The following is a 22,144-nucleotide window of genomic DNA, read 5'->3' on the forward strand; positions in this document are numbered from 1 at the left end:
GACTCTGTGAAGTTGTTCACATGTTCCGTGTCGATGGAGGCGCATTATAGGGAGTTCCTCGCAGGCCGCAACAGGTATTTTCAGCAAAAACGATCGTTAGCTGCATTCCACAGCAAAACCCCGCTTTATACCCACTTGCACACAGTGTTATCCACAGATGCGATTTGTACGGAAAATTTACGAGCGCCACGCAAACGTTTTCGCTACAATTCCCCGCGACGAAACGATCCCCCTTTTTACGGGGGCGTTACCTGAATTTGTGCCTGTCCCTCCCTTTATAAGGCAGAAAACCGCGCTTTATAGAGAGAACGAGGTGGACATTCACGTAACGCTCTTTAATTGCGACTCAAAGCCAAGGGATAAAACCATGCAACAACCTCGTCCAATCCGCCGGGCTCTGCTCAGCGTGTCTGACAAAGCCGGTATCGTTGAATTCGCCGAAGCGCTTTCCCAGCGCGGCGTTGAACTGCTCTCCACCGGCGGCACCGCCCGCCTGCTGGCAGACACCGGTCTGCCCGTTACCGAAGTTTCCGACTACACCGGCTTCCCGGAGATGATGGACGGACGAGTTAAGACCCTGCACCCGAAAGTTCACGGCGGTATCCTCGGCCGCCGCGGCCAGGACGACACGGTCATGAATCAGCATGACATCCAGCCTATCGACATGGTGGTCGTCAATCTGTACCCGTTCGCCCAAACCGTGGCGCGCCCAGATTGCTCGCTGGAAGACGCGGTCGAAAATATCGATATCGGCGGCCCGACCATGGTGCGCTCCGCCGCCAAGAACCATAAAGACGTCGCCATCGTGGTGAAGAGCAGCGACTACGCCGCCATCATTACCGAGATGGACAACAACGACGGCTCGCTGCGCTATGCCACCCGCTTCGATCTCGCCATCAAGGCTTTCGAACACACCGCCGCCTACGACAGCATGATCGCCAACTACTTCGGCGCGCTGGTGCCGGCGTACCACGGCGAGACCGAACAGCCGTCCGGCCGCTTCCCTCGTACCCTGAACCTCAACTACATCAAGAAGCAGGATATGCGTTACGGTGAGAACAGCCACCAGCAAGCCGCCTTCTATATAGAAGAAGAGGTAAAGGAAGCGTCCGTCGCGACCGCCGAGCAGCTGCAGGGCAAAGCGCTGTCCTATAACAACATCGCCGATACCGACGCCGCGCTGGAATGCGTGAAAGAGTTTGCCGAACCGGCCTGCGTGATCGTCAAGCACGCCAACCCTTGCGGCGTGGCGATCGGCGACGACATCCTCGCCGCCTATGAGCGCGCTTACCAAACCGACCCGACTTCCGCCTTCGGCGGCATCATCGCCTTTAACCGCGAGCTGGACGCCGCCACCGCGCAGGCGATCATCAGCCGCCAGTTCGTGGAAGTGATCATCGCGCCAAACGTCACTCAGGAAGCGCGCTCCCTGCTGGCCGCCAAACAGAACGTGCGCGTGCTGGCCTGCGGCCAGTGGCAGCAACGCGTGGCGGGGCTGGACTTCAAGCGCGTCAACGGCGGGCTGCTGGTACAGGATCGCGATCTCGGCATGGTGACCGCCGCCGATCTGCGCGTGGTATCCGAGCGCCAACCGACCGAACAGGAACTGCGTGACGCGCTGTTCTGCTGGAAAGTGGCCAAGTTCGTGAAATCCAACGCCATCGTTTATGCACGTGACAACATGACCATCGGCATAGGCGCCGGCCAGATGAGCCGCGTTTATTCCGCCAAGATCGCCGGCATCAAAGCGAGCGACGAAGGGCTGGAAGTGAAAGGATCCGCCATGGCCTCCGACGCCTTCTTCCCGTTCCGTGACGGCATCGATGCCGCAGCTGCAGTCGGCATCACCTGCGTGATCCAGCCTGGCGGCTCGATCCGCGACGACGAAGTGATCGCCGCCGCCAACGAACACGGCATCGCGATGATCTTCACCGACATGCGTCATTTCCGCCATTAATTCCTTTTGCCGCGTGCGCTCCGGCGCACGCCATTCGTGGAGCCCCTGATGAACATTTTGATTATCGGCAACGGCGGGCGCGAACACGCGCTGGCCTGGAAAGCCGCCCAGTCTCCGCTGGCGGATAAAGTCTACGTTGCGCCGGGCAATGCCGGTACCGCGCTGGAAGCCAATCTGGAGAACGTGGCGATCGCCGCCACCGATATCCCCGCCCTGGTCGCTTTCGCCCAGAGCCATGACATCGGTCTGACCATCGTCGGGCCGGAAGCCCCGCTGGTGATTGGCGTGGTCGACGCCTTCCAGGCCGCCGGTCTGAAAATCTTCGGCCCGACGCAGGCCGCCGCGCAGCTCGAAGGCTCCAAAGCTTTCACTAAGGATTTCCTGGCGCGCCACCGCATCCCGACCGCCGAATATGAAAACTTCACCGACGTGGAGCCGGCGCTGGCCTACGTGCGCAGCAAAGGCGCGCCGATCGTCATCAAGGCCGATGGCCTGGCGGCCGGTAAAGGCGTGATCGTCGCGATGACGCTGCAGGAAGCGGAAGAGGCGGTGCGCGACATGTTGGCCGGCAACGCCTTCGGCGACGCCGGTCATCGCATCGTGGTGGAAGAGTTCCTTGACGGTGAAGAGGCCAGCTTCATCGTGATGGTCGACGGCGAGAACGTGGTGCCGATGGCCACCAGCCAGGACCACAAGCGCGTCGGCGACGGCGACACCGGCCCGAACACCGGCGGCATGGGCGCCTATTCTCCCGCACCGGTAGTGACCGACGAAATCCACCGGCGCGCCATGGACCAGGTGATCTGGCCGACGGTGCGCGGCATGGCGGCGGAAGGCAACACCTACGTCGGCTTCCTTTACGCCGGCCTGATGATCGCCGCCGACGGCCAGCCGAAGGTGATCGAATTCAACTGTCGTTTCGGCGATCCGGAAACCCAGCCGATCATGCTGCGCCTGCGTTCCGATCTGGTGGAACTGTGCCTGGCGGGAGCCGAAGGTCGCCTGAACGAGAAAACCTCCGACTGGGACGAGCGCCCCGCGCTCGGCGTGGTGCTGGCGGCCGGCGGTTATCCGGGTGACTATCGCAACGGCGAGGTGATCCAGGGGCTGCCGCAACAGGAAAGCGCCGACGGTAAGGTCTTCCATGCCGGCACGCGCCTGCAGGGCGATGACGTCGTCACCAGCGGCGGTCGCGTTCTGTGCGTGACGGCGCTGGGCGACACCGTGGCGCAGGCGCAACAACGCGCCTATCAGCTGGCGGAAGGCATCCAGTGGCCGGGCAGCTTCTGCCGCAAAGATATCGGTTATCGCGCGATTGCGCGCGGCAAGTGATTCGACCTGATAAGGTCATGACAAGAGGCTCCGCAGCGCGGGGCCTTTTTTATAGCTGGTCTTCTTTCGGTTCCCAGCTGCAGAAGTCGTCGTTTGCTACCAGCAGCAGCTCGCTGCCTTCCGGCGCTTCCAACCAGGCGACGCTCACCGGCCGGCTGCTGCTGCGGGCGCGTTTTTCGATCCAGGCGATGGCGGAGGCATCCAACCCGGGTTTTAAGCGCTGCCCGTCGCAGGTTTGCACTTCGCCCTGCAACCAACGCCCCTGCAGCAATTTGACCTTGCCGGCGCGCAGCGCATTGCTGACTTCGAGGATACGTCGCGCCTGATATTGATACAGGGCGATTTCATCGCGGGTCAACGGTTCGCGGCGTGTCGCCAGCTGGCGCTGCATAAAGCTCACCGTGCCGTCGTCGGCAAAGCGCAGTTGAATGGAATCTCGATCGCCGTCGGCGTCGTTGCGTTTGATTTGGCGCAGCACGTCGCCCTGATAGGTGTACAGCGTGGTGATGGTACCCGGTCCGCGGTAGGGACTATAGACGCTGACCAGCACCTGCGGGCGATGTTGCTCATCGTCTTTACGCCACAGGCGTATCACGCCTTGATCGGCCACAAAGCCGCTGGCGGTAAAGCTGGGAATATCGGAATGGAAACTGCAGGCGCTCAGACCGAGGGCGATGCCGGCGGCCATGAGCACCCGACGAGTAAACAAAAGGGGCGCCATCGCCCCTCTGTTTAATCTTTTCACCGAGGCGCGGTCTTATTTAACAGCGTCTTTCAGTGCTTTGCCAGAAACGAACGCAGGCACGTTGGCTGCTGCGATTTTGATTTCTTTGCCAGTCTGTGGGTTGCGGCCAGTGCGCTCGCTACGATGGTTTACTTTGAAAGTACCGAAGCCAACCAATTGTACTGCATCACCTTCTTTCAGAGACTCAGTAATAGCAGCCAGGGTGGATTCCAGAGCCAGTTTAGCTTGTGCTTTGGAAAGGTCAGCCTTGTCCGCGATTACATCAATCAGTTGAGTCTTGTTCATAAGTTATCCTTACAGTGTGTTTATCGTTTGCAAAGCATCGAGTGCGACGGATATGCCGATTGACAGCACTCTCCTGCATACACGCACCGATAGCCACTTTTTTTACGCCCCCCAAATGTAGACCAGACAGGGTGCGGATGTGAAGCCTTAAGGCATGACAAATCAGGCGTTAAATCACGTTTTGTTGCCTTATTGCGCTAAATTTATCCCGATGTTGCTGACACCGGCCTCTCGCAGGTCGGATCGCAGCCCCTTGATCAGGTCTATATCGCGCTCTTCACAGGCGTCCAACAGGCGGAAAATTTCCCATTGAATGTCCCATTCTTCCTCTACCGCAGGCAAACTTCCCAACTCTTCGTCGGTCATTTCCCTACCGGCTTGAGTCATTTCCAACATCGCCACGGTGCGAATCGATGTTTCGCTGATGGCGATGGCGTGCTCCAGCGTCTCCCCGCCGAGCCGCGAATGGATCAGTTCCCCTAATGCGATACAGGCATCAATTGCCGGGTAAACGCCGTAAAGATCGTAATCTTCCGCCGACGGAATCGCCTCTTCCAACTTCTCGAGCTGGCTGTCGAAGTTGACCTTGGCGTCCTTCACCACCAGCGTTTCCCACACCAAATCCAGAATGCGGCGATAAATCGCCGGATCGCCGAACTCGGTCTGTTTGCAGAACATCTGGTAATTCGGGTACATACGCTCGCACAAACTGGCCATAAAGGTCAAATGTTGCCAAGCCTCGTGCCGTTCCAGACGTAAATGAATCGGGTTACGTAGCATGCTTTACTCTCTTACGCGTTATCTGCGGCGCAGTGTACCCGAAATCGCTCATGGCGACACCTCCGGATGCTGCTGCAACCAACGCTGAAACGCCGGACGGCGCGAAGCGATGGCGTCGGCCCAGCGGGTCGGCTCCGGCAAACGGTAGCCCGCCATACAGCGCTGCACCCACGCCAGCGCGCTGTCGGCGCCCACGCGGTGACCGGTAGAGATGAACAGCGGGTTGCAGCGCGCCTTGCTGCGCCATACCCAGCCCAGCTGTTCCCCCTTATCTTCCAACGGTGCCAGCGCGCCGACGGCGGCCTCCAGCGGCGCGAATTTGCCGCACAGGCGCTTCTTGGCCACGCCGATGGTCGGTACATCGACCAGCAGGCCGAAATGGCTGGCGACGCCGAGGCGCCGCGGATGTGAAATGCCATGCCCATCGACGAAGATCAGCCCCGGCTTTTGCCGCAGCTGTCCCCAGGCGGCCAACAGCGCCGGGTATTCGCGAAACGACAGGAAGCCCGGGATATAAGGCATGACGGTGGCGATGCGCGCCACCTGATATTCCACCAGTTCCAGCGACGGATAGCGCAGTATGGCGATGGCGGCACGCGTCACCGCCCCCTCCTGCTCAAAGCCCACGTCAGCGCCGGCGATGAAGGCCGGCGGTTCGGCCGGCAGATCGTCGTAGCGAATGACTTCAGCAGCGCGCCGCAGCTGTTCGGCGCGCAGGGCCTGCATATCGGTCACATCGAATCCTTAACGGTGGTATTTCGCCGACTGCGCGTGCACCGCCTCGACGAAGGCGCCGGCGTGCTCAGGCGGCACATCCTGATGGATGCCGTGGCCCAGGTTGAACACATGACCGTTACCGTGGCCAAAACCGGCCAGAATGGTCTCCACCTCTTCCGCGATGCGCGCCGGAGAAGCATAGAGCATCGACGGATCCATATTGCCCTGCAGCGCCACTTTGTCGCCCACGCGCCGACGCGCGTCGGCGATATCGGTGGTCCAGTCCAGCCCCAGCGCATCGCAGCCGGTGGCAGCCATCGCCTCCAGCCACTGCCCGCCGCCTTTGGTAAACAGCGTCACCGGCACGCGGCGGCCGTCATTTTCACGCAGCAGGCCATCGACGATCTTGTGCATGTAGTGCAACGAGAACTCGCGGTAATCGCGCCCGGTCAGCACGCCGCCCCAGGTGTCGAACACCATCACCGACTGCGCGCCGGCCTTGATTTGGGCGTTGAGGTACAGGATCACGCTGTCCGCCAACTTGTCCAGCAACAGGTGCAGCGTGGCCGGTTCGGCATACATCATTTTTTTCAGCTTGGTGAAGGCCTTGCTGCTCCCGCCTTCAACCATATAGGTAGCCAGCGTCCACGGGCTGCCGGAGAAGCCGATCAGCGGCACTTCGCCCTTCAGCTCGCGGCGGATGGTGCGCACCGCGTTCATCACATAGCCCAGCTCCACTTCCGGATCGAACGCCGGCAGTTTGTCGACGTCGGCACGGCAGGTGATAGGTGAGCTGAAACGCGGGCCTTCGCCGGCTTCAAAGTACAGGCCAAGCCCCATGGCGTCGGGAATGGTGAGAATGTCGGAGAACAGAATGGCGGCGTCCAGCGCATAGCGGCGCAGCGGCTGCAGCGTAACCTCACAGGCCAGCTCCGCGTTCTTGCACAGCGACATGAAATCACCGGCCTGGGCACGGGTCGCCTTGTACTCCGGCAAATAACGACCGGCCTGGCGCATCATCCATACGGGGGTCACATCCACCGGCTGGCGCAACAGCGCGCGCAGGTAGCGATCGTTCTTCAACTCAGTCATTTATGGGGCTCCCTTAATAATCTGCCGGCCATTGTACATTATTCTTCCCGGCACAGCGCCACGGTGTCCTCAATCAACCGGCGCGCCACGGTGCCGGGCGGCGGCAACAGCGGCAGTTGGTCGTAGCGATACCAGCCGGCGTTAAGCAGCTCCTTGGGATCGTGACGAAGGTCGCCCTGATGGTAATCGGCCATAAAGGCCATCATCAGCGAGTGTGGGAACGGCCAGGGTTGTGAAGTGACGTAGCGCAGGTTCTTGATTTCGATATTGCTCTCTTCCATCACTTCGCGCGCCACCGCCTGCTCCAGCGTTTCGCCCACTTCGACGAAACCGGCCAGCACCGTGTGGATACCGCCGCGATGGCGCACGTGCTGCGCCAGCAGGATCTGATCGTCGCGCCGAATGGCGACGATCACGCAGGGCGCAATCTGCGGGTAGTACCGTTCTTTGCAGTGGCCGCAGAGGCAGGCGCTTTCGGTGCGGCTGAGATGCATCTCATGGCCGCAGTAGCCGCAAAAGCGATGGGAGCGGTAGAAATCCGCCAGCTGCACGCCGCGCCCGGCAAGCTGGAACAGACCACGATCCTGATCCAACAGCTGACGCACCGATCCCATCTCCCGCGGCATCGCCTGGCGCACCAGCCAGACCGGCGCGCCCTCCCACTCACCGATGATGCGCGCCATGTGGCCCTGCAGCCCGAGGACGGCGGCCGTCCCCGACGGCAATTCACCGTTCGGTAACCAAAGTTTGCTTTCATGGCTGACGATCCACCAGCCGTTTTCATTGCCCGTTAATGCAAGTTCCATATCGTTGTTGCACAACCTCAGCTTCACTGGCACTCTACAAATCGGCTTTGTTACATTTTAATAACTTACCGGTTACTTTTATTACTTACACGGAGTCAAACATGCTCAACCGTTTGGAAAGGCTGACTCAGCGCGTTGGCGGTAGTAATGAATTAGTTGATCAATGGCTTCAGGCCCGCAAGCAGTTGCTGGTCGCCTACTGCACGCTGGTAGGCCTCAAACCGAATAAAGAAAAGCATACGCCGCTGAATGAAAAAGCGCTGGAGAACTTTTGCCATAACCTGGTGGATTACCTCTCCGCAGGGCATTTTCATATCTATGACAGAATTATCAAACAAGTGGAAGGCGCAGCCAGTCCGAAAATGTCGCTGGCGGTGAACATCTACCCCAAGCTATGGGCCAATACCGAACAGATCATGGCGTTCCACGATCGCTATACCGAAGTGGATATCGATCAGGAGGTCTGTCTGGAATTCCATCAGGCCTTGTCGGATATCGGCGAAACGCTGGCGGCGCGCTTTGCGCTGGAAGATAAGCTGATCCTGTTGGAAGCGGAGGCCGCGCAGCAACCGCTGCCGGACCAGGCGCTGGATCCGGCGCGTTAAAATTTTATAGTTTTTTTTCTTATCCCTCCTATACTGGGGGGCATCTTGTCGGAGTGCCTAGCGCCTGATTTGTTCATCGAATCAGCCAGGCTGAGACCGTTAATTCGGGATCCGCGGAACCTGATCGGGCTAATACCCGCGAAGGGAACAAGAGTAATCTATCGCCACAGGCACGGCCTTCCCTTTGCGGGCGTCCAGCCTTATCGGCCACCATCATTACTCCCTCCGAGCTCCAGACAAGCAACTTTCCCAACCCAACACACTGGTAGGAACTTGCTATGTCTAACGTTAATCCACCGCGCGCCCGTAAAGCGCAACGCGAAGCCGCCCAGCAGTTTATCGACACGCTGCAAGGCATGGCTTTCCCAAACTCACGCCGCATCTACCTGCAGGGCTCGCGCCGCGATATCCAGGTGCCGATGCGCGAAATTCAGCTCAGCCCGACCCTGGTCGGCGGCAGCAAAGATAGCCCGCAGTATGAACAGAACGAGGCGATCCCGGTATATGACACCGCGGGCCCATACGGCGATCCGCAGGCCGAGCTCGATGTGCACGCCGGCCTGGCCAAGCTGCGCGCCGGCTGGATCGACGCGCGCGGCGATACTGCGACCCTGAGCGGCGCCAGTTCCGGCTTCACCCAACAGCGTCTGGCGGACGAGGGGCTGGATCACCTGCGCTTCGAACATCTGCCGCTGCCGCGCAAGGCGTTGCCGGGCAAGTGCGTTACCCAGCTGCACTATGCCCGCGCCGGCATCGTCACCCCGGAGATGGAGTTTATCGCCATCCGTGAAAACATGGGGCGCGAACGCATTCGCGGCGAGGTGCTACGCCACCAGCATCCGGGCCAGGGCTGGGGCGCCAACCTGCCGGACAACATCACGCCGGAGTTCGTGCGCCAGGAAGTGGCCGCCGGCCGCGCCATCATTCCTGCCAACATCAATCACCCGGAGGCGGAGCCGATGATCATCGGCCGCAATTTCCTGGTGAAGGTGAACGCCAATATCGGCAACTCGGCGGTCACGTCGTCGATCGAAGAAGAGGTGGAGAAGCTGGTGTGGGCCACCCGCTGGGGCGCAGACACCGTGATGGATCTCTCCACCGGCCGCTATATTCACGAAACCCGCGAGTGGATCCTGCGTAACAGCCCGGTGCCCATCGGCACCGTGCCTATCTACCAGGCGCTGGAGAAGGTCAACGGCGTGGCGGAAAACCTCACCTGGGAGATGTTCCGCGATACGCTGCTGGAACAGGCTGAACAAGGGGTCGATTACTTCACCATCCACGCCGGCGTGCTGCTGCGCTACGTGCCGATGACCGCCAAACGCCTGACCGGCATCGTGTCGCGCGGCGGCTCGATCATGGCCAAATGGTGTCTGTCGCACCATCAGGAAAACTTCCTCTATCAGCACTTCCGTGAAATCTGCGAGATCTGCGCCGCCTACGACGTTTCGCTGTCGCTCGGCGACGGCCTGCGCCCCGGTTCGATTCAGGACGCCAACGACGAGGCCCAGTTCGCCGAGCTGCATACGCTGGGCGAGCTGACCAAAATCGCCTGGGAATACGACGTACAAGTGATGATTGAAGGCCCGGGCCACGTGCCGATGCAGATGATCCGCCGCAACATGACCGAAGAGCTGGAACATTGCCACGAAGCGCCGTTCTACACCCTTGGCCCGCTGACCACCGATATCGCCCCGGGCTATGACCATTTCACCTCCGGCATCGGCGCGGCGATGATTGGCTGGTTCGGCTGCGCCATGCTGTGTTACGTCACGCCGAAAGAGCACCTCGGCCTGCCGAATAAAGAGGACGTCAAACAGGGCCTGATCACCTACAAGATCGCCGCCCACGCCGCCGATCTGGCCAAAGGCCATCCGGGCGCGCAAATTCGCGATAACGCCATGTCCAAGGCGCGTTTCGAATTCCGCTGGGAAGATCAGTTCAATCTGGCGCTCGATCCGGCCACCGCGCGCGCCTATCACGACGAAACCCTGCCGCAGGAGTCCGGCAAGATCGCTCACTTCTGCTCGATGTGCGGACCGAAATTCTGCTCGATGAAGATTTCACAAGAGGTGCGCGACTACGCCGCCGCCCAAGAGGCCGCCAAACCGATCGAGGTGCAGCTGACCGGCATGGAAAAAATGTCCGCCGAGTTCCGCGCCCGCGGCAGCGAGCTGTATCACAGCGCCGGCAATCTGCAGGAGGAGACGAGCAATGACTGATATCACGACGCCCTTCCCGGCGACGCCCCACAAACTGGGGCTTTACCCGGTCGTCGACAGCGTGGAATGGATCGCTCGTCTGCTGGAGGCCGGCGTTACCACGATCCAGCTGCGCATCAAGGATCTGCCGGACGAGCAGGTCGAAGAGGATATCGCCGCCGCCATCGCGCTGGGCCGGCGTTATCAGGCGCGGCTGTTCATCAACGATTACTGGCGGCTGGCGATCAAGCACGGCGCCTACGGCGTGCATCTGGGCCAGGAAGATCTCGATACCACCGATCTGGCGGCCATTCACCGCGCCGGGCTGCGGCTCGGCGTTTCCACCCATGACGATGCCGAGCTGGCGCGCGCGCTGGCGGTGAAACCCTCCTACATCGCGCTGGGGCACATCTTCCCCACCCAGACCAAAGACATGCCTTCGGCGCCGCAGGGGCTGGCGGAGTTAAAACGCCACATCGCCGGTTTGGCGGATTACCCGACGGTGGCGATCGGCGGGATCAGTATCGATCGCGTACCGGCGGTGCTGGCGTGCGGCGTCGGCAGCGTGGCGGTGGTCAGCGCCATCACCCAGGCGCCGGACTGGCGCGCGGCGACGGCCGAACTGCTGCGGCTGATCGAAGGTAAGGAGCCGAACGATGCTTAACGATCGGGAGTTCCTGCGCTACAGCCGCCAGCTGCTGCTGGAGGATGTCGGCCCGGAAGGTCAGGAAAAACTCAAGCGCGCCACGGTGCTGATCGTCGGCCTGGGGGGGCTGGGGTCCCCGGCTTCGCTGTATCTGGCCGCCGCCGGGGTCGGCACGCTGCTGCTGGCCGACGACGACACGCTGCACGTCACCAACCTGCAGCGGCAAATCCTGTACCGCAGCGCCGATACCGCCACCGGCAAAGCGGCGCTGGCGCAACGCCATCTGCAGGCGTTGAACCCGTTGGTGGAGTCCATCCCGCTGGCGCAGCGGCTGCAAGGGCAAGCGCTGCGCGACGCGGTCGCCCGCGCCGATCTGGTGCTGGACTGCTGCGACAACATGGCGACCCGCCATGAGGTCAACGCCGCCTGCATCGCCGCCGCCAAGCCGCTGATCAGCGGCAGCGCAGTGGGTTTCAGCGGCCAGCTGCTGGTGCTCGAGCCGCCCTATGCGCACGGCTGCTACGCCTGCCTGTACCCGGAGCAGGAAGAACCGCAGCGCAACTGCCGCACCGCCGGGGTGCTCGGCCCGGTGGTGGGCGTGATCGGCACTCTGCAAGCGCTGGAGGCCATCAAGATGCTGGCCGGCCTTCCTTCCTCCCTCAGCGGCAAGCTGCGGCTGTTCGACGGCAAGCAGCAGAGCTGGAGCACGCTGCAGCTGAGCCGGGCCCGCGCCTGCCCGGTCTGCGGAGGCGCCGCATGAAGATCCGTCTGAACGACCAACCGCTGGAGCTGGCACAGCCGCTCAGCGTCGCCGCCCTGCTGACCCAGCTGGAACGCCACCAGCCGGGCACCGCGCTGGCGATCAACCAAACCATCATCCCACGCGCCGACTGGGCCGACCATCAGGTGCAGGACGGTGACGACATTTTGCTGTTTCAAGCGATCGCCGGAGGCTGACATGCTGAAAATCGCCGATACCACTTTTACCTCGCGCCTGTTCACCGGCACCGGCAAGTTCGCCACCCCGGCGCTGATGTTGGAGGCGCTGGCGGCCTCCGGCTCACAGCTGGTGACCATGGCCATGAAGCGCGTCGATCTGCGCGGCGGCAACGACGCCATTTTGGCGCCGCTGCAACAGTTGGGCGTCAGGCTGTTGCCCAATACCTCCGGCGCCAAAACGGCCGCCGAAGCGGTGTTCGCCGCCCGACTGGCGCGCGAAGCGCTCGGCACCCACTGGGTGAAGCTGGAGATCCATCCCGATGTGAAATACCTGCTGCCGGATCCGATAGAAACGCTGAAGGCGGCGGAAACGCTGGTGAAAGACGGTTTTGTGGTGCTGCCCTACTGCGGCGCCGATCCGGTGCTGTGCAAACGGCTGGAAGAAGTGGGATGCGCAGTGGTGATGCCGCTCGGCGCCCCTATCGGCTCCAACCGCGGTCTGCGCACCCGTGACTTCCTCGAAATCATCATCGAGCAAGCTAAGGTGCCGGTGGTGGTAGACGCCGGCATCGGCGCGCCAAGCCACGCGCTGGAAGCGATGGAGCTGGGCGCCGACGCGGTGCTGGTGAATACCGCCATCGCCGTGGCGCGCGATCCGGTGCAGATGGCGCGGGCATTTCGCCTGGCGCTGGAGGCCGGCGAGCTGGCACGCAGCGCCGGATTAGGCTCCAGCCAGCGCGGCGCGGTCGCGTCCAGCCCGCTGACCGCTTTCCTCAGCCAGCCAGAGGAGGCGCAGTGATGACCGACGATTTCAGTAGCCGCTGGCAACAGCTGGACTGGGACGACATTACGCTGCGCATCAACGGCAAAACGGCGCGCGACGTGGAACGCGCATTGAACGCCGACAAGCTGACGCGCGACGACTTTATGGCGCTGATCTCCCCCGCGGCCGCGCCGTATCTGGAACCGTTGGCGCAACGCGCGCAGTTGCTGACCCGTCAGCGGTTCGGCAACGTCGTCAGCTTCTATGTGCCGCTGTACCTGTCCAACCTGTGCGCCAACGACTGCACCTACTGCGGCTTTTCGATGAGCAACCGCATCAAGCGCAAAACGCTGGATGCGGCGGAGATTGCGCGCGAGTGCGAAGCCATCAAGGCGCTGGGGTTCGAACATCTGTTGCTGGTCACCGGCGAACATCAGACCAAGGTCGGCATGGACTATTTCCGCCAGCACATTCCGGCGATCCGCCGCCACTTCAGCTCGCTGATGATGGAAGTGCAGCCGCTGGCGCAGGAGGAATACGCCGAACTGAAAACGCTGGGCCTGGACGGCGTGATGGTGTACCAGGAAACCTACCATCCGGCCACCTATCTGCAGCACCACCTGCGCGGCCAGAAGCAGGATTTCCATTGGCGCCTGGCCACGCCGGATCGCCTGGGGCGCGCCGGGATCGACAAGATCGGCCTCGGCGCGTTAATCGGCCTGTCCCACAGCTGGCGAACCGACTGCTATCTGCTGGCGGAACACCTGTTCTACCTGCAGCAAACCTATTGGCAGAGCCGCTACTCGATCTCGTTCCCACGCCTGCGCCCCTGCGCCGGCGGCATTGAGCCCGCGTCTATCATGAGTGAGCCTCAGCTGGTGCAGCTGATCTGCGCCTTCCGGCTGTTCGCGCCGGACGTTGAGCTGTCGCTGTCTACCCGGGAGTCGCCGTACTTCCGCGATCATATGATCCCGGTGGCGATCAATAGCGTCAGCGCCGGATCCAAGACGCAACCCGGCGGCTATGCCGACGACGTACCGCCTGAGCTGGAACAGTTTGAGCCGCACGACGGCCGCACGCCGCAGCAGGTCGCCGAGGCCATCAGCAACGCCGGGCTGCAGCCAGTGTGGAAAGACTGGGACGATTATCTGGGACGCAGCGCGCAATAAGCGGCAACGTTTGCCGCCGTGCGAAGAAAACGCTGGAGCGGCCGCGCAATGCCGAACGGTGGCGCTGGCGCCGGCAAACGCGCCGATTATAGTGACGTTGCCGACCGCCAAACCCGGTGTCGGCCGGGGCCGTTACCCTCTCGATGGCCCCGCCTTATCCAACCCCGGATCGCGCACAGACGCTCTTGCGCGACTCCGGTTCCTCACCAACGGCCATCCTGGAACCTGCGCCTGAGGGCACGCACGAACAGGCGGTTTTATCGGCTCAGGTGACGGGCATGATGAGGGAATAGCGGTGTTCAGCACTCACGCAGAGTGTTTTTCAATGGAGCCCGTTGCGGCAGAGAACGGCAGAACGAGGAAAAAGTCGATGCGGAGACGAAAAGTGACTCGAGGGGTAATCCCCGATACTGCCAATGGCCCTGGTGTTGGCCGTCGCGTTTTTTTGCCGCCTGCTCCCTGCTTACAGACAAGAGCAGGCGGTTTATTTTGTGAGACTGGCAACCCCCCCAGGACGCGAATCACACAGTATGTGCGCTAATTAACCATACAAACGATTAAATGTGAATGTCTTTTGAGTGTTTTTTTATTTGATATCGAGTGTATTCTGAGTTTGCCAAGGAAAATCAAACTGATATCACCGCAACCTCCGGGGCATCATCTATAATCCAGCACGGGTCCTCGCGCAGATTTGCCACGCTCGCGGTCAACATCAAAAAAGCCAAGGTTGTCATGAAGAAAACGCCAAATTACATCGATGCAATCAGCGCGTTGCTCACTCTTAAAGGGGTTGGCGACAGAAAACATGCCTCCACGATGGCCAACATACTGAACCTTCAGTACAACAGCGCCAAGCAGAAGCTGGATGGTAAAAGGGGCATCACCCTCGACGAAGTCAGAAAGGTGTTTCAGTACTTCAACGAGCCATTCGCCGGCCAAAGAACGCATAACGGCGTTTTTATCATGAACAGCATTCACAAACGCTGTAAGGTTGAAGTCGACGAACACCCGGTGACACAGCTGGACGACGACGAAACCTACGCCTACAAAAAAGATGACCTTTTCATCATCAATACCAGCCGGGATACGCAGGCCGACGTACCGCTGTACAGAGTCAACAAGATAGACTTTCTGCCGGCGCCGCGCATCGCGATCCTGGACAACGACAGCGATATCCTCGAGCTGTTGAAGAAAATCGCCTGCCGCTACGGCATTGAGACCGAGACCTTTCAAACGGCGGATGCCATGCTGGCCGCACTTGAGCAACAGTCCTTTGAGGCGTTTATTCTGGACTGGCTGTTGGACTTCGGCGAAACCTCAGAACGCGTCGTGAAGAAAATAAAGGACACCCTCGATCCGCACGCGCGCATCATCATTCTGACCGGCCAGCTGAATCACTATGAGAAGAATATCGGCGATATGATCCTGCACTATGACGTGCACCTGGTGGAAAAACCGACCAAACCGCTGATTATCTCCTCACTGCTGCTGTCGAATTTATTCTTTAATTAGTTTGACCGGAATGCGGATGAAAAACGATGAACCAACGCCTTCGGTGGATTTGACTCTGATGGCGCCTTTCAGCGTCGTCACATAATTCTTGATAATGGTCAGCCCCAGCCCCAGTCCCTGCCGCGTTTCCCTTTCTACTCCCTGATTGAACGCCTTGTACAACCGTTCCAGATTATTAACGTTAAATCCGATGCCGTTGTCTTTTACCCATAAATACAGATTGCCATGGCACACCTTCACGTTGAGGATGATCGCGCCGTGGTGGGTAAATTTGTCCGCGTTGCTGAGCAGATTGGCCAATATTCGGTAGAGCTTGTATTTGTCGGAGCAAATCAAACCAACATAGGATGAACGACGCACCACGATGCGATTACCGCGCCCAGCGCTGATACTGGTCATGGCATCGTCCACCACCTCATGCAGCCGAAAGGTGGAAATATTGACGTTAACCTCCCCCATTTCAAACCGCGAATAATCCATCACCTCACGCGTTTGTTCGGCGATCTTGTTGCCGTGGTAGGAGATCAGGCGGGCCTCCTTTTTGAGCTCTTCCTGCGCCAGCTCGTGCTCCATGATATCCGCGGCGATGACGATGGCCTGCGTCGAACCGGCGATTTCATGGTAGATGGATGAGATAAAGATGTTCTTGTTCTTGATGATCTCTTTTAACGAGAAGGCGTTTCTCACCACCAGGAACATCATCAGGAACACCAAAATCAGCGATAAGACGGCGAACATCTCGGCTTTTCTCGAATTATCCTGGATGATGCCTTTAACCTCGGTGAAGTTTTTAATTTGTATCCGATAAATAATCTCCTGGATATCGACCAACGTGCCCTCGATGTCATCCATATAAGCGAGGATATCCGCCTTGCTTTTCCGCCCTGCCAGCAAACCGACGGAAAGATCGCCCAGCGTTCGGTACTGTTGCTTCAGCAGAGCGACGTTCTTGATAAATTCGTCGTCGTAATAGAAAGAGTCGCTGAAGGTGGAGCGGCTCTCCAGGATTTGGATCTTCGAGTAAAATATTTTCTTTTTGATCAGGAAAGCGTCGTAGTCGTCGTTTTCACTGAGCAGCAGCGCAGTTTTGGTTCTTTCAAACGCCAGAAACAGGATCTCGGCCACCGAGTAGTTATCCAGATTGGGTTCGATCTGCTTATAGCGCTCTTTTACGCCACCGAAGTTAATGGCAATCAGCAAAATTAATAAGGAGAAGATGGCAACCAACGCGATAAGAGTACCGATCAGTTTCTTGCTCATCTCATTTAATCTCCAGCCGTTTGACTTGCCAGACGGTTTTCGCGTTCACGTCCAGGTTATTCAGCTCGGGGTATTGATCGCGCGGATAGATAATAGCGAACGGCCCCAGCTCCCCCACGTCGATCGGCTTACCGCCGCGCAGATAGGCGACAATCACGCGATATTTAATCATCTCGTCAATCGGCATCGAATAGGAATAGTCGTCCCACGCGAAGGCGCGCACCGACTTCCCTTGCAGATGGTACGCTTTCACCAGCTCCGAAAACTCAACGCCGGTGAACGCCTCTTCCGGGGTGAAATTGGTCGAGGTTTTAATCGTGTGCGACGGCATCGCCTCCAGCATCTGTCGGGTGACATTGATCTTCTCGCCGTCCGCCGGCTTCAGGTAAAAAGAGTCAACGGCCGCGTACAACGGTGCGCTGAACAGCGAAAGCAGCAGTAACGTCATCAATCCTTTGATTTTCATTATTCACCCTCTTTGCGTTTCACCAGCTCCGCCTGACCGAACTCATCCCGCCCGATCACATCCCAACCGTGATGTTGATAAAAACCTTCGGCTTTAGAGCCGGGATCGGTGGTTAAGTGAATGGCTTCGGCGCCGTGCTCAAACATCCAGGCAGTGACGCGCGCCAGCAAGGCAGAACCCATTCCCATTGATTGGTATTCCGGCTTCACGAACAGTCCGCCGATCAACGGTTCGGGGATGAACAACCCGAATCCAACGCCGGCATAGTCCTCGCCATACTTGCAGATCCAGCCACCGCCCTGGTTGATGTCTTCCAGCGCCTGCTTGCGCTGCAGATACTGGATCTGATGCGGATGCAGCAGGTTCTCTTCGACGGAAAAGCGGATCTCATACAGGTAAGGCAGGTGTTTCGCCGTCAGTTTTTCGAAGGTAATGAGGCTGTCCATGTTTTGTGCTGTCCTTGGTTGTCAGGTAAAAAGCGCCGGTCAATTTCTGCTGTAACCATAGTAGCAAAGTTTGTCATAACCCGGCGCGAGGCGAAAAAAAACCGCCCCCGAGGGAGCGGTTTATCTGGCGATGGGCCCGGCGTAGCGGGCCCACGGCGCGGATGACGATTACTCGTCGTCGCTGCCGCCCAGACCTGCGTTGAGCAGTTCGGCCAGGTTCGCGGTCGCTTCTTCCGCGCTGACTTGCGGAACAACCGGCGCTTCGCCCTGAGCACGACGACGCATGCGATCCTGATGATAAGCGTAACCGGTACCGGCTGGGATCAGACGGCCCACGATGACGTTCTCTTTCAGGCCACGCAGTTCGTCGCGCTTGCCGGCTACGGCAGCTTCGGTCAGAACGCGCGTCGTTTCCTGGAACGATGCGGCGGAGATGAAGGACTCGGTCGCCAAGGAAGCCTTGGTGATACCCAGCAGATCGCGCGAGAAGGTTGCCGGGATCTTACCTTCAGCTTCCAGCTGACGGTTGGCAATCTTGACGCGAGACACTTCAGCCTGCTCGCCTTCCAGGAACTCGGAGCCACCAGCGCTAACGATAGTGCCTTTACGCAGCATCTGACGAACGATAACTTCGATGTGCTTATCGTTAATCTTAACGCCTTGCAGACGGTAAACTTCCTGCACTTCGTTGGTGATGTAGCGGGTAACCGCATGCACGCCACGCAGACGCAGAATGTCGTGCGGAGACTCTGGGCCGTCGGAGACGACGTCGCCACGTTCCACCACTTCGCCTTCGAACACGTTGAGCTGACGCCATTTCGGAATCATCTCTTCGTAAGCGTCGCTGCCGTCCAGCGGAGAGATCACCAGGCGACGTTTGCCTTTGGTCTCTTTACCGAACGAGATAATCCCGCTGATTTCAGCCAGGATTGCCGGCTCTTTCGGACGACGCGCTTCGAACAGGTCGGCAACGCGCGGCAGACCACCGGTAATATCCTTGGTACCGCCGGATTCCTGAGGAATACGCGCCAGGGTATCACCCGCACCGATCTGAATGCCGTCTTCCAGCTGAACGATCGCTTTGCCCGGCAGGAAGTATTGAGCAGGCATATCAGTACCTGGGATCAATACGTCTTCGCCCTTAGCGTCAACGATTTTCAGTGCCGGACGCAGGTCTTTACCGCTACCGGTACGCTCTGCGCTGTCCAGAACAACCAGAGAAGACAAACCGGTCAGTTCGTCGGTCTGACGAGTAATCGTCTGGCCGTCGACCATGTCGGCGAAGCGAATGAAGCCGCTGACTTCACTGATGACCGGCATGGTATGCGGATCCCAGTTAGCAACGGTTTCGCCGCCGTTAACTTCTTCACCGTCGCCTTTGCCCATCACGGCGCCGTAAGGCACCTTGTAGCTTTCTTTGGTACGGCCGAATTCGTCGATCAGTTTCAGTTCGGTGTTACGCGAGGTGATCACCAGCTTGCCTGCGGCGTTCATAACGAACTTCGCGTTGCTCAGCTTGATGCTACCCTTGTTTTTCACCTGAATGCTGGATTCAGCAGCCGCACGAGATGCCGCACCACCGATGTGGAACGTACGCATCGTCAGCTGTGTACCCGGCTCACCGATGGACTGTGCCGCGATAACGCCGATGGCTTCACCTTTGTTGATGATGTGGCCACGTGCCAGGTCGCGACCGTAGCAGTTTGCACACACACCGAAGTCGGTTTCACAGCTCACCACGGAACGGACTTTAACGCTGTCGACAGAGTTCTCTTCCAACAGGTCACACGCCTTCTCGTTCAGCAGGGTGTTGCGCGGCACCAGAATGTCCGCCGTACCCGGCTTGAGGACGTCTTCTGCCGTCACACGGCCCAGAACGCGTTCACGCAGCGGCTCTTTCACGTCGCCACCTTCGATAACCGGAGTCATCAGGATGCCGTCGTGGGTGCCACAGTCGTCTTCGGTCACCACCAGGTCCTGCGCCACGTCAACCAGACGACGGGTCAGATAACCGGAGTTCGCGGTTTTCAGTGCGGTATCCGCCAGACCTTTACGAGCACCGTGAGTGGAGATGAAGTACTGGAGTACGTTCAGACCTTCACGGAAGTTCGCGGTGATTGGCGTTTCGATGATGGAGCCGTCCGGCTTCGCCATCAGACCACGCATACCGGCCAGCTGACGAATCTGAGCGGCGGAACCACGCGCACCGGAGTCGGCCATCATAAAGATGCTGTTGAAGGAAACTTGCTGTTCCACTTCGCCGTCACGGTTAACCACGTCTTCTACCGACAGGTTTTCCATCATCGCTTTCGCAACGCGTTCGTTCGCGGCAGCCCAGATATCGATCACTTTGTTGTAGCGTTCGCCGGCGGTCACCAGACCAGACTGGAACTGCTCCTGGATCTCGGCAACTTCGGTTTCCGCTTCTTCGATGATCTCCGCCTTCTTGGCCGGGATAACCATGTCGTCGATACCTACGGAAGCGCCGGAACGGGCTGCGTAAGCAAAGCCGGTGTACATGATCTGGTCAGCAAAGATAACGGTCGGCTTCAGGCCCAGGATGCGGTAACAGGTGTTCAGCATCTTGGAGATCGCTTTCTTGCCCAAAGGCTGGTTAACGATCGCGTACGGCAGACCTTTCGGTACGATCATCCACAGGATGGCGCGGCCGATGGTGGTGTCGATGATGCTGGTCTGAGAGGTCCACTCGCCTTCGGCGTTCTTGACGTCTTCGGTGATACGCACTTTAACGCGCGCATGCAGCGACGCCAGGCCGGCGCGGTAAACACGCTCAGCTTCTTTGGAACCGTTCAGCACCATGCCTTCGCCTTTGGCGTTAACACAGTCGCGGGTCATGTAGTACAGACCCAGTACAACGTCCTGAGAAGGAACGATGATTGGCTCGCCGTTCGCTGGGGACAGGATGTTGTTGGTGGACATCATCAGCGCACGCGCTTCCAGCTGGGCTTCCAGCGTCAGCGGTACGTGAACGGCCATCTGGTCACCATCGAAGTCGGCGTTATAGGCCGCACAAACCAGCGGGTGCAGCTGGATCGCTTTACCTTCGATCAGAACCGGTTCAAACGCCTGGATACCCAAACGGTGCAGGGTTGGTGCACGGTTCAGCAGTACCGGGTGTTCGCGAATCACTTCGTCCAGGATATCCCAAACGACGGCTTCTTCACGCTCAACCATTTTCTTGGCGGCTTTGATGGTGGTGGCCAGGCCACGCAGCTCCAATTTGCCGTAGATGAACGGTTTGAACAGCTCCAACGCCATCTTCTTAGGCAGACCGCACTGATGCAGACGCAGGTATGGACCTACGGTGATAACGGAACGGCCTGAGTAGTCAACGCGTTTACCGAGCAGGTTCTGACGGAAACGACCCTGCTTACCTTTGATCATGTCGGCCAAAGATTTCAGAGGGCGTTTGTTGGAACCGGTGATCGCACGACCGCGACGGCCGTTATCCAGCAGGGCGTCTACCGCTTCTTGCAGCATACGCTTTTCGTTGCGCACGATGATGTCCGGCGCAGCCAGATCCAGCAGGCGTTTCAGACGGTTGTTACGGTTGATCACGCGGCGATACAGATCGTTCAGATCCGACGTCGCGAAACGACCGCCATCCAGCGGAACCAGCGGGCGCAGATCCGGCGGCAGTACCGGCAGCACGGTCAGGATCATCCACTCCGGCTTGTTACCGGACTGTACGAACGCTTCCAGCAGCTTGATACGCTTGGTCAGCTTCTTGCGCTTGGTTTCGGAGTTGGTTTCGTTCAGCTCTTCACGCAGCTGCTCGCACTCGGCTTCCAGATCCATGTTTTTCAACAGGGCCTGAATGGCTTCCGCACCCATCTTGGCGTCGAATTCGTCACCGAACTCTTCCAGCGCGTCCAGATACTGCTCTTCGGTCAGGATCTGACGACGCTCGAGGTTGGTCATACCGCCTTCGACCACCACATAGGATTCGAAGTACAGTACGCGTTCGATGTCACGCAGCGGCATATCCAGCAGCAAACCGATGCGGGATGGCAGCGATTTCAGGAACCAGATGTGCGCAGTCGGGGAAGCCAGCTCGATGTGGCCCATGCGCTCACGACGCACTTTGGTCTGGGTCACTTCAACGCCGCACTTCTCACAGATCACGCCGCGGTGTTTCAAGCGCTTGTACTTACCGCACAGGCACTCGTAATCTTTTACCGGCCCGAAGATACGGGCGCAGAAAAGGCCGTCACGCTCTGGTTTGAACGTACGGTAGTTAATGGTTTCCGGCTTCTTAACTTCACCGAACGACCACGAACGGATCATGTCTGGCGAGGCCAGAGCAATCTTGATCGCATCAAACTCTTCGGTCTTAGTTTGCGCTTTCAGAAACTTCAATAAGTCTTTCACGGATTGGCTCCTGTCGGAGTTAAACCTGTTG

General features: G+C 59.2%; 20 protein-coding genes and 1 riboswitch. Of the genes, 10 read left to right on the plus strand and 10 right to left on the minus strand.

What is annotated here, in order from left to right; genetic code table 11:
- The first annotated feature begins 367 nt into the window (after positions 1 to 367).
- Both purH and purD read left to right on the plus strand, forming a co-directional pair.
- Entirely contained in the window at positions 368 to 1,957 is a 1,590-nt protein-coding gene (purH, locus tag ACUTQY_RS24490) for a bifunctional phosphoribosylaminoimidazolecarboxamide formyltransferase/IMP cyclohydrolase (protein WP_103682164.1), read from the plus strand.
- 48 nt (positions 1,958 to 2,005) lie between these two features.
- Positions 2,006 to 3,289, plus strand: a complete 1,284-nt coding sequence (gene purD / locus ACUTQY_RS24495) for a phosphoribosylamine--glycine ligase (RefSeq protein ID WP_046688074.1) — start codon at positions 2,006 to 2,008, stop codon at positions 3,287 to 3,289.
- Between the two features lie 49 nt (positions 3,290 to 3,338).
- Here the strand turns inward: purD and ACUTQY_RS24500 are convergent, their stop codons facing one another.
- The 6 genes from ACUTQY_RS24500 to nudC all read right to left on the minus strand — a co-directional run bounded on the left by ACUTQY_RS24500 (position 3,339) and on the right by nudC (position 7,714).
- Positions 3,339 to 4,010 carry a DUF1481 domain-containing protein gene (locus tag ACUTQY_RS24500; protein WP_080273415.1) on the minus strand — a complete coding sequence of 224 codons (672 nt, stop codon included), beginning with the start codon at positions 4,008 to 4,010 and terminating at the stop codon, positions 3,339 to 3,341.
- A gap of 36 nt (positions 4,011 to 4,046) precedes the next feature.
- Positions 4,047 to 4,319, minus strand: a complete 273-nt coding sequence (gene hupA, locus ACUTQY_RS24505) for a nucleoid-associated protein HU-alpha (protein ID WP_004929874.1) — start codon at positions 4,317 to 4,319, stop codon at positions 4,047 to 4,049.
- A 189-nt stretch (positions 4,320 to 4,508) separates the two neighbouring features.
- A complete protein-coding gene (locus tag ACUTQY_RS24510; protein ID WP_033644369.1) occupies positions 4,509 to 5,099 on the minus strand; it encodes a YjaG family protein in 591 nt (196 codons plus the stop codon).
- A 48-nt stretch (positions 5,100 to 5,147) separates the two neighbouring features.
- Entirely contained in the window at positions 5,148 to 5,834 is a 687-nt protein-coding gene (gene nfi / locus ACUTQY_RS24515; protein WP_046688073.1) for a deoxyribonuclease V, read from the minus strand.
- A 9-nt stretch (positions 5,835 to 5,843) separates the two neighbouring features.
- A complete protein-coding gene (hemE, locus tag ACUTQY_RS24520) occupies positions 5,844 to 6,908 on the minus strand; it encodes a uroporphyrinogen decarboxylase (protein ID WP_033644367.1) in 1,065 nt (354 codons plus the stop codon).
- Positions 6,909 to 6,946: 38 nt separating this feature from the next.
- Positions 6,947 to 7,714 (minus strand): NAD(+) diphosphatase, encoded by a 768-nt coding sequence (gene nudC / locus ACUTQY_RS24525; protein ID WP_033644901.1) that lies wholly within the window; start codon positions 7,712 to 7,714, stop codon positions 6,947 to 6,949.
- 101 nt (positions 7,715 to 7,815) lie between these two features.
- On the opposite strand from nudC, the gene ACUTQY_RS24530 reads away from it, so the two are divergent.
- From ACUTQY_RS24530 to ACUTQY_RS24565, 8 genes are all read left to right on the plus strand, one after another.
- The gene (locus ACUTQY_RS24530; protein ID WP_019456431.1) at positions 7,816 to 8,319 is read left to right on the plus strand and encodes an Rsd/AlgQ family anti-sigma factor; all 504 of its coding nucleotides are present in this window, start codon (positions 7,816 to 7,818) and stop codon (positions 8,317 to 8,319) included.
- A gap of 39 nt (positions 8,320 to 8,358) precedes the next feature.
- A riboswitch (TPP riboswitch) is annotated at positions 8,359 to 8,483 on the plus strand.
- 114 nt (positions 8,484 to 8,597) lie between these two features.
- Positions 8,598 to 10,541: a phosphomethylpyrimidine synthase ThiC gene (gene thiC, locus ACUTQY_RS24535; RefSeq protein ID WP_046688072.1), complete on the plus strand. Its 1,944-nt coding sequence runs from the start codon at positions 8,598 to 8,600 to the stop codon at positions 10,539 to 10,541.
- Complete coding sequence (thiE, locus tag ACUTQY_RS24540) at positions 10,534 to 11,184, plus strand: thiamine phosphate synthase (RefSeq protein ID WP_046688071.1); 651 nt, start codon at positions 10,534 to 10,536, stop codon at positions 11,182 to 11,184. The genes thiC and thiE overlap by 8 nt, the downstream gene beginning before the upstream one ends.
- A complete protein-coding gene (locus ACUTQY_RS24545) occupies positions 11,177 to 11,926 on the plus strand; it encodes a HesA/MoeB/ThiF family protein (RefSeq protein WP_033644364.1) in 750 nt (249 codons plus the stop codon). Before thiE ends, ACUTQY_RS24545 begins: the two co-directional genes overlap by 8 nt.
- On the plus strand, positions 11,923 to 12,123 hold the full coding sequence (gene thiS, locus ACUTQY_RS24550) for a sulfur carrier protein ThiS (protein WP_016929423.1): 201 nt from the start codon (positions 11,923 to 11,925) through the stop codon (positions 12,121 to 12,123). The genes ACUTQY_RS24545 and thiS overlap by 4 nt, the downstream gene beginning before the upstream one ends.
- Position 12,124: 1 nt before the next feature.
- Entirely contained in the window at positions 12,125 to 12,904 is a 780-nt protein-coding gene (locus ACUTQY_RS24555; protein ID WP_046688070.1) for a thiazole synthase, read from the plus strand.
- Positions 12,904 to 14,037 carry a 2-iminoacetate synthase ThiH gene (gene thiH, locus ACUTQY_RS24560; protein ID WP_046688069.1) on the plus strand — a complete coding sequence of 378 codons (1,134 nt, stop codon included), beginning with the start codon at positions 12,904 to 12,906 and terminating at the stop codon, positions 14,035 to 14,037. The genes ACUTQY_RS24555 and thiH overlap by 1 nt, the downstream gene beginning before the upstream one ends.
- A gap of 816 nt (positions 14,038 to 14,853) precedes the next feature.
- On the plus strand, positions 14,854 to 15,549 hold the full coding sequence (locus ACUTQY_RS24565; RefSeq protein WP_033644361.1) for a response regulator: 696 nt from the start codon (positions 14,854 to 14,856) through the stop codon (positions 15,547 to 15,549).
- Here the strand turns inward: ACUTQY_RS24565 and ACUTQY_RS24570 are convergent.
- From ACUTQY_RS24570 to rpoC, 4 genes are all read right to left on the minus strand, one after another.
- Positions 15,535 to 16,809, minus strand: a complete 1,275-nt coding sequence (locus ACUTQY_RS24570) for a sensor histidine kinase (protein WP_033644360.1) — start codon at positions 16,807 to 16,809, stop codon at positions 15,535 to 15,537. The genes ACUTQY_RS24565 and ACUTQY_RS24570 overlap by 15 nt on opposite strands.
- 1 nt (position 16,810) lies before the next feature.
- Positions 16,811 to 17,275 carry an oxidoreductase gene (locus ACUTQY_RS24575; RefSeq protein WP_033644359.1) on the minus strand — a complete coding sequence of 155 codons (465 nt, stop codon included), beginning with the start codon at positions 17,273 to 17,275 and terminating at the stop codon, positions 16,811 to 16,813.
- Positions 17,275 to 17,721, minus strand: coding sequence for a GNAT family N-acetyltransferase (locus ACUTQY_RS24580; protein ID WP_033652702.1), 447 nt, complete (start codon positions 17,719 to 17,721; stop codon positions 17,275 to 17,277). The genes ACUTQY_RS24575 and ACUTQY_RS24580 overlap by 1 nt, the downstream gene beginning before the upstream one ends.
- A 168-nt stretch (positions 17,722 to 17,889) precedes the next feature.
- Positions 17,890 to 22,113 (minus strand): DNA-directed RNA polymerase subunit beta', encoded by a 4,224-nt coding sequence (gene rpoC, locus ACUTQY_RS24585; RefSeq protein ID WP_033644357.1) that lies wholly within the window; start codon positions 22,111 to 22,113, stop codon positions 17,890 to 17,892.
- Positions 22,114 to 22,144 lie beyond the last annotated feature (31 nt).

The organism is Serratia sp. TSA_130.1 (assembly GCF_052691795.1).

Excerpts from the sequence above, each read along its gene's own strand:
- purH (WP_103682164.1), top strand. The coding sequence starts at position 368 with ATGCAACAACCTCGTCCAATCCGCCGGGCTCTGCTCAGCGTGTCTGAC.
- purD (WP_046688074.1), top strand. The coding sequence starts at position 2,006 with ATGAACATTTTGATTATCGGCAACGGCGGGCGCGAACACGCGCTGGCC.
- ACUTQY_RS24500 (WP_080273415.1), bottom strand. The coding sequence starts at position 4,010 with ATGGCGCCCCTTTTGTTTACTCGTCGGGTGCTCATGGCCGCCGGCATC.
- hupA (WP_004929874.1), bottom strand. The coding sequence starts at position 4,319 with ATGAACAAGACTCAACTGATTGATGTAATCGCGGACAAGGCTGACCTT.
- ACUTQY_RS24510 (WP_033644369.1), bottom strand. The coding sequence starts at position 5,099 with ATGCTACGTAACCCGATTCATTTACGTCTGGAACGGCACGAGGCTTGG.
- hemE (WP_033644367.1), bottom strand. The coding sequence starts at position 6,908 with ATGACTGAGTTGAAGAACGATCGCTACCTGCGCGCGCTGTTGCGCCAG.
- nudC (WP_033644901.1), bottom strand. The coding sequence starts at position 7,714 with ATGGAACTTGCATTAACGGGCAATGAAAACGGCTGGTGGATCGTCAGC.
- ACUTQY_RS24530 (WP_019456431.1), top strand. The coding sequence starts at position 7,816 with ATGCTCAACCGTTTGGAAAGGCTGACTCAGCGCGTTGGCGGTAGTAAT.
- thiC (WP_046688072.1), top strand. The coding sequence starts at position 8,598 with ATGTCTAACGTTAATCCACCGCGCGCCCGTAAAGCGCAACGCGAAGCC.
- thiE (WP_046688071.1), top strand. The coding sequence starts at position 10,534 with ATGACTGATATCACGACGCCCTTCCCGGCGACGCCCCACAAACTGGGG.
- ACUTQY_RS24545 (WP_033644364.1), top strand. The coding sequence starts at position 11,177 with ATGCTTAACGATCGGGAGTTCCTGCGCTACAGCCGCCAGCTGCTGCTG.
- thiS (WP_016929423.1), top strand. The coding sequence starts at position 11,923 with ATGAAGATCCGTCTGAACGACCAACCGCTGGAGCTGGCACAGCCGCTC.
- ACUTQY_RS24555 (WP_046688070.1), top strand. The coding sequence starts at position 12,125 with ATGCTGAAAATCGCCGATACCACTTTTACCTCGCGCCTGTTCACCGGC.
- thiH (WP_046688069.1), top strand. The coding sequence starts at position 12,904 with ATGACCGACGATTTCAGTAGCCGCTGGCAACAGCTGGACTGGGACGAC.
- ACUTQY_RS24565 (WP_033644361.1), top strand. The coding sequence starts at position 14,854 with ATGGCCAACATACTGAACCTTCAGTACAACAGCGCCAAGCAGAAGCTG.
- ACUTQY_RS24570 (WP_033644360.1), bottom strand. The coding sequence starts at position 16,809 with ATGAGCAAGAAACTGATCGGTACTCTTATCGCGTTGGTTGCCATCTTC.
- ACUTQY_RS24575 (WP_033644359.1), bottom strand. The coding sequence starts at position 17,275 with ATGAAAATCAAAGGATTGATGACGTTACTGCTGCTTTCGCTGTTCAGC.
- ACUTQY_RS24580 (WP_033652702.1), bottom strand. The coding sequence starts at position 17,721 with ATGGACAGCCTCATTACCTTCGAAAAACTGACGGCGAAACACCTGCCT.